This window comes from Psychrobacillus sp. FJAT-21963, assembly GCF_001420585.1.
In the GTDB taxonomy this organism is placed as follows: domain Bacteria; phylum Bacillota; class Bacilli; order Bacillales_A; family Planococcaceae; genus Psychrobacillus.
Genome location: NZ_LJIY01000001.1, coordinates 1,113,532 through 1,124,512, shown reverse-complemented (window position 1 = coordinate 1,124,512; position 10,981 = coordinate 1,113,532). Strand labels below are relative to the sequence as shown.

At 37.8% G+C, this 10,981-nt stretch carries 13 protein-coding genes and 1 riboswitch; of the genes, 6 read left to right on the top strand and 7 right to left on the bottom strand.

The features are described 5' to 3' along the window. Positions 1–68: 68 nt before the first annotated feature. Positions 69–350, bottom strand: coding sequence for a nuclease-related domain-containing protein (locus AN959_RS21655; RefSeq protein ID WP_253278872.1), 282 nt, complete (start codon positions 348–350; stop codon positions 69–71). A gap of 151 nt (positions 351–501) precedes the next feature. Between AN959_RS21655 and AN959_RS05415 the strand changes: the two genes are divergently transcribed. Continuing rightward, positions 502–966, top strand: coding sequence for a DinB family protein (locus AN959_RS05415; protein ID WP_056828901.1), 465 nt, complete (start codon positions 502–504; stop codon positions 964–966). 3 nt (positions 967–969) lie between these two features. Then, entirely contained in the window at positions 970–1,479 is a 510-nt protein-coding gene (locus AN959_RS05410) for a hypothetical protein (RefSeq protein WP_056828899.1), read from the top strand. 48 nt (positions 1,480–1,527) lie between these two features. On the opposite strand, the gene AN959_RS05405 is transcribed toward AN959_RS05410, so the two are convergent. The 6 genes from AN959_RS05405 to AN959_RS05380 all read right to left on the bottom strand — a co-directional run bounded on the left by AN959_RS05405 (position 1,528) and on the right by AN959_RS05380 (position 5,560). Beyond that, positions 1,528–1,803 (bottom strand): hypothetical protein, encoded by a 276-nt coding sequence (locus tag AN959_RS05405; protein ID WP_056828897.1) that lies wholly within the window; start codon positions 1,801–1,803, stop codon positions 1,528–1,530. Between the two features lie 55 nt (positions 1,804–1,858). After that, positions 1,859–2,500 carry a response regulator transcription factor gene (locus AN959_RS05400; RefSeq protein WP_056828895.1) on the bottom strand — a complete coding sequence of 214 codons (642 nt, stop codon included), beginning with the start codon at positions 2,498–2,500 and terminating at the stop codon, positions 1,859–1,861. Then, entirely contained in the window at positions 2,475–3,563 is a 1,089-nt protein-coding gene (locus AN959_RS05395) for a sensor histidine kinase (RefSeq protein ID WP_056828893.1), read from the bottom strand. The genes AN959_RS05400 and AN959_RS05395 overlap by 26 nt, the downstream gene beginning before the upstream one ends. Further along, positions 3,560–4,261, bottom strand: coding sequence for a cell wall-active antibiotics response protein LiaF (liaF, locus tag AN959_RS05390; protein ID WP_053590960.1), 702 nt, complete (start codon positions 4,259–4,261; stop codon positions 3,560–3,562). The genes AN959_RS05395 and liaF overlap by 4 nt, the downstream gene beginning before the upstream one ends. A 293-nt stretch (positions 4,262–4,554) precedes the next feature. Continuing rightward, complete coding sequence (locus AN959_RS05385) at positions 4,555–5,193, bottom strand: PspA/IM30 family protein (RefSeq protein WP_056828891.1); 639 nt, start codon at positions 5,191–5,193, stop codon at positions 4,555–4,557. Between the two features lie 13 nt (positions 5,194–5,206). Then, entirely contained in the window at positions 5,207–5,560 is a 354-nt protein-coding gene (locus tag AN959_RS05380; RefSeq protein ID WP_053590958.1) for a hypothetical protein, read from the bottom strand. Between the two features lie 157 nt (positions 5,561–5,717). On the opposite strand from AN959_RS05380, the gene AN959_RS05375 reads away from it, so the two are divergent. The 4 genes from AN959_RS05375 (at position 5,718) to AN959_RS05360 (ending at position 10,968) form a co-directional block, all read left to right on the top strand. Further along, entirely contained in the window at positions 5,718–6,806 is a 1,089-nt protein-coding gene (locus AN959_RS05375) for a metallophosphoesterase (RefSeq protein WP_053590957.1), read from the top strand. Continuing rightward, positions 6,806–7,408, top strand: coding sequence for a DedA family protein (locus AN959_RS05370; RefSeq protein WP_053590956.1), 603 nt, complete (start codon positions 6,806–6,808; stop codon positions 7,406–7,408). Before AN959_RS05375 ends, AN959_RS05370 begins: the two co-directional genes overlap by 1 nt. Positions 7,409–7,417: 9 nt before the next feature. Further along, positions 7,418–8,245 (top strand): undecaprenyl-diphosphate phosphatase, encoded by an 828-nt coding sequence (locus AN959_RS05365; RefSeq protein WP_053590955.1) that lies wholly within the window; start codon positions 7,418–7,420, stop codon positions 8,243–8,245. A 127-nt stretch (positions 8,246–8,372) separates the two neighbouring features. Continuing rightward, positions 8,373–8,552: riboswitch (cobalamin riboswitch) on the top strand. 130 nt (positions 8,553–8,682) lie between these two features. Beyond that, positions 8,683–10,968 (top strand): ribonucleoside-diphosphate reductase subunit alpha, encoded by a 2,286-nt coding sequence (locus AN959_RS05360; RefSeq protein ID WP_256363913.1) that lies wholly within the window; start codon positions 8,683–8,685, stop codon positions 10,966–10,968. The last annotated feature ends 13 nt before the right edge of the window (positions 10,969–10,981 follow it).

Genomic DNA, 10,981 nt, shown 5'->3' with positions numbered 1-10,981 from the left:
ATTGCCGTGTCGTTTTATTTGTTGCTCCGGACATTTAAAAGCTGTAGATTCTTCGTCAAGAACACGAATTAACTGGTCGGGATTTTTTGGAACAACAATTTGCCCCGTATATTTTTTATTTCCAAAACAGCGATGTATTTTCTTGTGAGGATAAGCGTGTCTACCTGTAGATAATTATGCGGGCTAATTGGGATATGGAGGTCCTTTAAAATAGCGTAATTTTTGGGGAAGTTTACTTGTTTTAAGAAATTGTCAACGTACGACTCTCCAGCATAACCAGCTTCAATTGCTCTAATTTTATTTTCAATTTCAAGGCAAGTAGGGTGGTGTATAGGGAGTCGCCGAAGCATGCGCTTGTATATAGCGACTGTTTAGGTAGATTTCGTGGTATATCTATAGAAAACCCTCCTTATATTTAGTAAGTAATGCATTGAAAGTACCATTTTTCTAGTAATATCACAGTAAAAGATAAAATAGTCTGAAAAGGGGTTGAACAGGAGAATGGAAACACTAAATCAATTAAATTTTACAAGAATTTATACATTGGGGAGAATCAAACAGAGTAAAGAGAGTGCTTGGGACATAAAACCAAGTGGATTTAACAATACGATTCGATGGAATGTCGGCCATATTTATGTGAATGGGGAAGTGCTCACGCAAAAAGCAATTCCATCTTACGAAATCTTACATCCAGAATGGTTACCTCTCTTTGTTCCAGGAACTAACCCAGATGAATGGGATACCGAGCCTCCAACGATGGAAGAACTAATGAATGCATTAAAGCTACAATCCGATCGAATAAAGGCAGCAATTGAACCTAATTTACATAACCAATTAGTAGAACCGATGTCTATTGGCAATCTACATCAAATGGATACGGTGGATGCACTTATGCAATTTATGATTTGGCATGAAGGAGTGCATGCTGGAATTATTCACGCTTTGAACCGTGCAACGACGGAGTGAGGGATGAAAATATATATTATAGGATCCGTTGGTAGTGGTAAAACAACACTAGCTCGAAAAGTAGCCTGCAAGCTTCAAGTAACACATTTTGAAACGGATAATTTTGTGTGGACACGACAACTAACCGGTGATATACGAAATGAACCGGAAGTTCGGGATCATTTGCTGCTAGAGGCGATTCATCGAGACACTTGGGTGATAGAGGGGGTCCATATCGATTGGACCGATGAAGGCTTACAGGCAGCTGATCAAATCGTTTTTTTAGATATTCCATTTAGGATAAGAACAAGGCGCATCGTACTTCGATTTATACGTCAATTACTTAAAATAGAAAAAGCAAACTACCACCCGACATTTACCATTTTTCGTCGGATGTTCAAGTGGAATAAATACTTTGAAGATGAAATGAAACCCGCGTTTCTAGTAAAATTTAATAAATATGAGAAGAAAGTGCATTGGCTTCAAACAGATAAAGAAGTAGAGGGCTGGTTGAACCAATTAGAAGGAGGATGATGGAATTAGCATCATCCTTTTTCCATGTAAAAAGGAGATACCTATTGGTTATCCCTTTTTCTTTAACATTTCTATTTCATTCACAAGATAGTCTAACTTACTCTGTATGTCGGAAAGCTGTTCCTTTTGATCTTGGCTAGTTTGGTTTACTAATTTAGCTCCTTGTTCTTCTTTATCTTTAGCTTGAGCCAGTTCTGATAATGCAATACCTTCTGCAATAGCTACGATTACATACCCTAGTGTGAGAACGACAGTCCCAATAAATTCAACAGTGGCGCTAGTTGGGATTTCATTTTCGTTATTTGGATCTTCAGGAATATACACACAAACATCCTTTACTCCGTCTTTCCATTAGCATATGATAAAAAACTCGCATAGGTTATTTTTTGGACTTCACGAGTTGATGCTCGAATGCATAAATGACCGCTTGTGTTCGATCACTTACTTCTAGCTTCGATAAAATATTGCTCACATGTGTTTTTGCTGTTTTCAATGCAATATAGAGAGAGTCCGCTATGTCTTGATTTGTTTTGCCTTCTGCCATAAGCAGTAAAACTTCGAGTTCTCGATCGGTCAAGTCTTCGTGCAGTGCTTGTTCGGAACCTTGGCGCATTCGCTTCATCATTTTGTTTGTCACTTCTGGCTCTAATACTGCATCACCGTTTAACGTTTTGCGAATAGATTCAGCTATGTGAGATGCTTTGGAAGTCTTTAACAAATAGCTGATGGCTCCTGCTTCAAGTGCTGGATACACTTTATCATCATCGATAAAACTCGTAACAACCATTACTTTTGCTTCTGGCCATTGTCGCACAATCTCACGTGTAGCTTCGGCACCATTCAAGATAGGCATAACCATATCCATTAATATAATATCCGGTTTATGCGCAAGTGCCATATCAACAGCTTCTTGACCGTTCGTGGCTTCCGCTACCACTTCCATATCGGGCTGAGCCTGTAAATAAGCAGACACACCAATACGAACCATTTCATGGTCATCCGCTAACAATATTCGAATCATCTTTATGCTCCTCTCTCTTCACCGTTCCAACTAGCTCTAAATTTTTCTCGATTGGTAGCTTCACTTCGACAATTGTTCCTTGCGACGGAACGGAAACAACTTTGCACGTAGCACCAATTTCAACAGCTCTTTCTTTGACATTCTCTAAGCCATACGAGCCTGTTTTAGCATCCGCCATCTCAAAGCCAACCCCATTATCCTGCACTCGAAAAATTGCTAGATTGTCACGCTCTACGAATAAAATATCGACTTCCGTAGCCTTTGCATGTCGTAACGTATTGGATAAGGTTTCCTGTGCAATTCGGAATAAATGGTCCTCTGCGCCTTTTGGTAATGAGACCTCTTCTAAGCGATATCGAATGGTAAAAAAAACTTTCTGTTGGAGCTCTAGTAATAGTTCTTCCATTCCTTGCTTAAGCGTTTTATCGTGTAGTGCTGCTGGACGAAGGTGGAGCAGTAAGGCTCGCATTTCTAACTGAGCTTGTTGAACTATTTTTTCTGTTTGCAATAAATTTTTAGGAGCTTCCCCATTCTGCGACTCCTCTATTTCCACCATCGTTGAAAGAAGCATAGACGCTGCAAATAATTGTTGTGAAACCGAATCATGCAGCTCCCTAGCCAAGCGTTGTCTTTCTTGTACGATTCGTTCCTGAATAAGCTTATCTTGTGCTTCTGCTTTTTCATTTGTAATACGCTGCAAGGTTTTCCGCTGGGTCAAAATGAGCTGCTCTAATTGATTGGTTGTGACATGTAATCTTTTCGAATATGAGAACTTTTTATTGTTTGGTAGTGACGTTTCTGCTTCTAATAAAGGTCTCAAGCTAGATTCTATTTTCTTCTCCTGGTCACGAACCTTTTGAAGAGTATTCAAAGAAAAACTAAAACTCATAAACGCTAGTATGATGATAATCCAAGCGCCTAATGGTACTTCTGCGTAAGTAGTCTCTAGCAATGACCACCATGCGTTATCGTTTGGCCAGCCCCACAGTGCATAGAGTAATAATGCTGCTAAAGCCATTAATATAATAAAGAGGGAAAAGCCTTGACCCAAAAGTATTTTCATTTACGGATCACCTCAATATCCCCAATCCATGTCGATACAGTAACGACAAGTTCAGAAGCATAGCTAACATCCTCTTGATAACCGTCTTTTAATACGACCGATTGATTCCACAAACGTTGAAGCCCTCGACCAAATATATTCGCCTCTCCGATAATAGTTGCGTAATGGAGTCTCACTGGAACTTCATAAGGTACATAAATGGTAACTTTTCCAAGCGACTGGCGTATGGAAATAAAGGAAGTACCCTTTGGTAGAACTGTTTGTGTCACATCAATAACATGCTCTCCGTAAAAGCCTTGTACATGTACATCTTGCCATTCATAGGCATTAAAAGGAGTTGTTTGCGAAGAAAAAAGCTTATTTTGTATCACACTGTTTGGTGTTTCTTTATACACCGTATCGAATGGTCGAATCACTTGTTGAATCGGTTCATTTTTCCAGAGCTTATACAGTATATATGCCATAATAGCCATGAGTAATAGCCTTAAACTCCACATAGAAAAAATAGAAATTAATATTAGGATAAACCCCGTCCAAAATAAAAAACGAGTTCGTTTGCGTAAGCTAAAATAAATCATCCCAATGCCAAGAAGGACTAATACAATGCTGCCATTTCCAAAAATTGTTGCTTCAATAAACATTAGAAAAACAAAGCAAATGAGGATAAAAGCAAGCTTATTTGTTTGATTTTCTTTCATTTGAGTATTCCTCCTTCTTCGCATAGTGAGATAAGAGGAGAAGATTTCTTCCCCTCTTATATATTAAACAAGAAAGTAAAACTATTCTACAAAGTAATTGTCTAATCTCCAGGCACCAGCCGCTTGAGGTCAAATGACAATTTCCTTCAGTAGCAAGAACTGCCTCCTCGGAAATTGTCATTTGCTTGTTTCTGCGCGAAGCTCGTCGCAGACAAAAGCGTTGTTTCTGCGCGAAGCTCGTCACAGAGATACTCTGTCGCCACTAAATAGGCGCTTTATGCATTTCTTATAGTTTACACAATTTCAGTCTTTGGTTGTGCATTTTTTTCTAACATTTCAAGACGTTGTTCCATAGAAGTTATTTCATGTTCCTTTTCTAGCTTTTGACCAAGTCGTTCAATGTATTGTTCCATTTCTTGGAACGTGCCAAAGTTTTTTTCTTTTTGTTCTGGCTGTAGAATGCGATCCATTTGATGATGAGCGCGGGTTACGTTTTCTTTGCCCATCAATTGTAATTGACGAACCTTCATATCTTTAATTTTATGTTTCATTTCTTCGTATTTACGTTCTAAACCGAAAAGCTCTTCAGTTGTTTGTTGAATGCTATTTTGTAAAACGGAAGTTCTTTCGCTGTATGCATTTAATTCGGCTTGAGCAAAAGCAGCTAAGTCTTCCTCGCCGCTTGCTGTAGCTAGCTCTACTTGATGCTTACGTTTTTCAACCATTTGCAATGTTTCTTCAAGTTCTTTTTCAAGTTCTTGTTTTAATTTTCCTTGGCGTTCTAACCATTTACCTGTTTGCTCTGTTTGTTTTTCCGCTTCGCGAATATATTGATTCAACATTGCAATTGGATTTTTTTCCTCTTTTTTATCAAACAACTTGTGTAAGTCAGCCTCTACCGAGTATTTCAATCTTTTTAATAATGATGTCATGTTATTTTCCTCCTTATTTTGAAAGTTCGTTCCATTGTTTTTCGAAATTTACAAATGGGTCATCAGATTTTACAGCTGGTGCTGAAAAGCTAACGGGTTCGTTATTCCATTTTTTAATAACGTACCAAACACCTACGATTGCTAAAATTCCGAAGAAACCAGGCACGTTTGCAACTGCCGAAAGTAATCCTACGATTCCTACACTTGCCCAAAAGATTTTCAAAAACGTAGAATCGCTTTTAAGGTAAAAATGTATCCCTGCGTAGACGATCAAAGCAGAAACTGCTAAACCTAATAAACTCCCTAAGTTTGCAACTGCTACAACCCCTGCGATAATACCAAGTACTAATAAACCAAATTTTTTCATGTGATTGTTCCTCCTCTCGTTTGTATTTATAGCTTATCAATTCCGCTAACTTATCCAAACGGGCTAGAACATGATTTTCATATCGGTCTGGAGACTTAGTAATACTAAGACATAATCTGCTATACTAATGGAAAATACATAAATTGGAGAACTGAATATGAAAAGAATTACTGGTGCTGTAATAGCTATTCTCCTGTATTCTGCTATAGTGTTTTATTTTGGATGGGTAGTTTCTAGCTGGTTAGAAACATTCTTTCCTATAAATAAGTGGTATTTCGGTATAGTCTGGGTACTTATTGCTTATGGGTTTCTTATTGGTAGAATCAATCATAGCTTGCGGCTATTTAGTATTGCGGGATCCTACTGGATGATAATTATGGAGTATGGGCTAATTCTATTTCCGATTGGAACAATTTTAACTTGGGTATATCCAGAGCAGGTGAAATTAATTGGTTGGATAATCTTATTCTTATTTGTTTTCATTTTTGCGTTTGGTACATTCAATGCATTTACACCAGTTGTTCGTGAGCTATCTATTAAATTACCCAAAAAGGATTCCAAGTTGGACAAGCTTAAAGTAGTAGTTGCTTCAGATTTCCATCTTGGTTTATTATCCAATAAGGCGCATTTAAAAAGGTTTGTGAAAAAAGCAAACGAAGAGCAGCCTGATTTAATCTTACTAGTTGGTGATTTAGTTGATGACGATCCTATTTGGTTTGTAAAAAAAGGTATGTCAGAAGTGATGAAGCAGCTAACTTCTACGTATGGTGTATATGGGGTACTCGGCAATCATGAATACTATGGTAAGAAAATTCCTCTATTAGTAGAAGAAATGGAAGCGTCTAATGTACATATGTTGTTAGATGAAACTATTGTGTTGGCAGAATCGTTCTATTTAACTGGTAGAGAAGATTTGACGAATAGAGAAAGGAAGCAGCTTTCTGAATTACGTCCCGAAAAAGATAATCTTCCTTGGTTTGTTATGGATCATACACCTTCGAATTTATTGATACCTGAAACGGAAGGGGTAGATTTTCATGTTTCAGGTCATACGCATAGAGGACAAATGTGGCCAAATCATCTTATTACGAGAAAGGTATTTGAGCTAGATTATGGGTATAAACAAAAAGGAAGCTTGCATGCGATTGTATCATCCGGTTTTGGATTTTGGGGTCCGCCTATTCGCTTAGGTAGTCAATCGGAATTATGGGCAGTAAACATTAAGCTAGAGGACGTGAACAAATAATGGAAGCATGGATTTCGGACTGGCTTAGTCAGTACGGTTATTTTGGTGTATTTTTCTTAATATTAATTGAAAATATCTTCCCTCCAATCCCATCAGAGGTGATTTTAACGCTCGGTGGGTTTATGACTACAACAACAACAATGACAAAGCTTGGAATTATTATTGCATCTACTTCAGGGTCCGTTGTTGGAGCAGCTCTTTTATATTGGATTGGCTCACTTTTAGACGTAGAACGTTTAGAGAAGATTGTACAGAAGTACGGAAAAATTTTAAGACTGACTATTAAAGACATTCATAAAGCAGATGCATGGTTTGATAAATATGGTGTTTGGGCAGTCTTTTTCGGTAGACTCGTGCCACTTGTTAGAAGTTTAATATCCATTCCAGCAGGGATGTCTAATATGAAGTTTGGCTTATTCCTCTGGTTTACGACATTAGGAACTTTGATATGGAACACAGTGTTAGTATCAATAGGAGCAGCAGTCGGAGAGAATTGGGATGAAATAGTAGGGTATATGGATATCTACTCGAACATAGTGTATATTATCTTAGCGATAGTAGGTATTGCATTTCTTGTTTGGTATTTTAAAAAACGTGACTAAGGAGATCTTATGGAATTTCTAGAATTATTAAAAGCGATTATATTAGGGTTTGTTGAGGGTATGACAGAGTTTGCTCCTGTTTCTTCTACAGGGCATATGATTATTGTTGATGATATGTGGTTGAAAACGGAAGAATTTTTAGGTCAGTATTCTGCGAATACATTTAAAATTGTCGTTCAGCTTGGTTCTATTTTAGCTGTAGTGGTTGTTATGTGGAAACGATTATTTAGTTTAGTAGGATTATATAAGATAGAAAGCGAAAATTCGAGCAAGCGTTTTAATTTACTACATGTAATCGTTGGTATAATTCCTGCAGGAGTATTAGGAGTATTATTAGAAGATTTTATTGATGAAAATTTATTTGGCGTAGAAACAGTTATATACAGTCTAGTTGCAGGTTCTATTTTTATGATTATTGCGGATAAATTTGGTCCGAAAAAACCGTCTATCAATAGCTTGGATCAAATTACGTATGCTAAGGCATTTAAAGTGGGATTAGTACAATGTCTGTCTTTATGGCCAGGATTCTCTCGCTCAGGTGCAACTATTTCTGGTGGGGTATTGTTTGGGATGGATCATAAAACAGCAGCAGATTTTACATTCATCATGGCTGTTCCAATTATGGCAGGGGCTAGTCTAGTGTCTGTGGTAAAAAACTGGGAAGAGATTAATATGGGGGATATGGGCTTTTATGCAGCAGGCTTTATCAGTGCATTTGTATTTGCGCTAATTTCCATCAAATTTTTCTTAAAACTAATTTCTCGCATCAAATTAATGCCATTTGCAATCTATCGTTTAGTGATAGCAGCAATTTTAGCAGTTATCGTATTTATGTAATAAAAGGGCAGACATTTTGAATTGTCTGCCCTTTTATTATGACTAAAGAAAGACACGTACTTTATTCCTATGTACAAGTTTAAACACAATATGATAGGGTATATAAGTGAATATAACACAACATATAGTATTTGAACGATAATTAGGTACCTTTATGGTTTAAAAGGGAATTCGGTGAAATGCCGAAGCTGTCCCCGCAACTGTAAGTGTGGACGACTGTTGAAATAGCCACTGCGAGAAATCGTGGGAAGGTCGACAGGAGGGTGAAGCATGAGCCAGTAGACCTGCCTTTTCATCGGTGAAGCAACACTTTCTTCGGGGGTTGAGAGGTGGGGGCGAAGGACTCTATCTCAATTAATTTTTAGATGTCTTGTTGTTTCCTACTTTTTTAATGTGAGCGATGACTCAGCCGAAGAGGCTTGGGACATCGCTTTTTTGTGTCCTTAAGCAACTATCACTCCAGCAGAACTCATAATCAAAACAAGGAGGAAATAAAAATGACATCAATTACCTTTACAGAAAAACAGGAGGTACTCCACCATTTAGTAAAAGAATTCGGAGAAGACAATATGGCACCACTCATTAAATCACATGAAAGATGGATGAAGAAGAATCCGGAGGGTAACACCTCTGCTTGGTCTAAGTCGATGTCTTTGGAAGCATTAAGTTTTTTAGATGAGCAAGAAACGTATTGGACTTTTGTTGCGGCGCGCATTCATTTGGCACATGTATATGAACAAGTCGCTAGTCAAAGAAAAACAACATCTAATAATGTTTACAGTAAATTTGCTAGCAATGTACAACTCCAAGCTGCTAATGGAATTTACGACATTCGTTTGACGGAAGCCTATTCGTTTGATGAATTACAACAGTTAGCAGAAATAATTGTTCCAGAGAGAGATTTTTTATTTACATATATTGGTGTTAAAACTTTACTTGATCGTTATGTCGCAAGGGACTTTGACAAATCAATTGTTGAACTTCCACAAGAACGTTGGCTAATCATTGCAATGACGCTAATGAAAGAAGAAAAAGAAAATAGAATTGGCAAAATAAAAGAAGCATATTGGGCAATGAGTAACCTTTATATGACTGTAGCAACACCAACACTTTCAAATGCTGGAAAGCCACATGGACAGTTATCTAGCTGTTTTATTGATACGGTTGATGACAGTCTTCAAGGGATATACGACAGTAACACAGACGTAGCGACCCTTTCTAAATTCGGTGGCGGAATCGGAGTATATATGGGGAAAGTGCGAAGTCGAGGATCGTCTATTCGAGGGTTTATAGGCGCTTCTAGTGGTGTACTTCCATGGATCAAGCAATTAAACAATACGGCAGTTAGTGTGGATCAGCTTGGTCAGCGTCAAGGTGCTATTGCTGTTTACTTAGATGTTTGGCATAAAGATATTTTTACATTTTTAGATTTACGCTTGAACAACGGAGATGAGCGTCTTCGTGCACACGATATCTTTACAGGGGTATGCTTACCGGATTTATTTATGGAGAAAGTAGACGCACGAGAAGAGTGGCACCTATTTGACCCACATGAAGTACGACAATTAAAAGGATATTCCCTAGAGGATTTCTACGATGAGAAACGTGGAGAAGGTTCTTTCCGAGAAAAATACGAGGAATGTGTGAATGATTATCGATTATCACGCGAAACTGTTCCAGCAATAGACTTGATAAAACGTATTATGCGTTCCCAGCTGGAAACAGGAGTACCATTTATGTTTTACCGAGATGAAGTTAATCGTAGTAATCCAAACAAGCATGAAGGAATGGTTTATAGCAGTAATCTATGTACAGAAATTTTTCAAAATCAAAGTGCTACCTCTTTTGAGTCCATTCAATTAGAAGACGATGTAATTGTGACAAAACGTAAAGCGGGGGATTTTGTAGTTTGTAATTTATCTTCTATTAATCTAGGACGAGCGGTTCCAGAAAATGTATTGGAGCGTTTGATAAAGATCCAAGTGCGTATGCTCGATAATGTAATTGATTTAAATATGATTCCGGTACCTCAAGCGCAACGTACAAATGCTCGTTATCGAGGAATTGGCCTTGGTACATTTGGGTGGCATCATTTGCTTGCTCTAAATAGTATCCGCTGGGAGTCCGATGAAGCAGTTGAATTTGCTGATAAACTTTATGAAAAGGTTGCTTTCCTAACGATTCAAGCTTCTGCCGAATTGGCGAAAGAGAAGGGCGCTTATCCTTTATTCGAAGGGTCAGATTGGCAAACTGGAGCCTATTTTGAAAAACGACAATACGAGGGACAAGAATGGAATGAACTGCGTAAGGAAATCGCTGAAAATGGAATCCGAAACGGCTATTTAATGGCGGTTGCACCTAACTCGTCCACTTCCATTTTAGCAGGAAGCACGGCGAGTATAGATCCTATCTTTCAAAAGTTTTACTCCGAAGAGAAGAAAGATTACAAAATTCCAGTTACTGTACCAGATTTAAATTCGGAGACTACGTGGTTTTATAAATCAGCTTACTTTATTGATCAACACTGGACTTTAAAACAAAATGCTGCACGTCAACGCCATATTGACCAAGGTGTTTCGTTAAATTTATATGTTCAAAACACAATAAAAGCAAAAGAATTACTTGATTTACACTTAGATGCGTGGAATAGCGGGCTGAAAACAACTTATTACGTTCGATCAACTTCTGTAGAACTAGTCGATTGTGATTCTTGTTCAAGCTAAGGAGGAAAAGCTA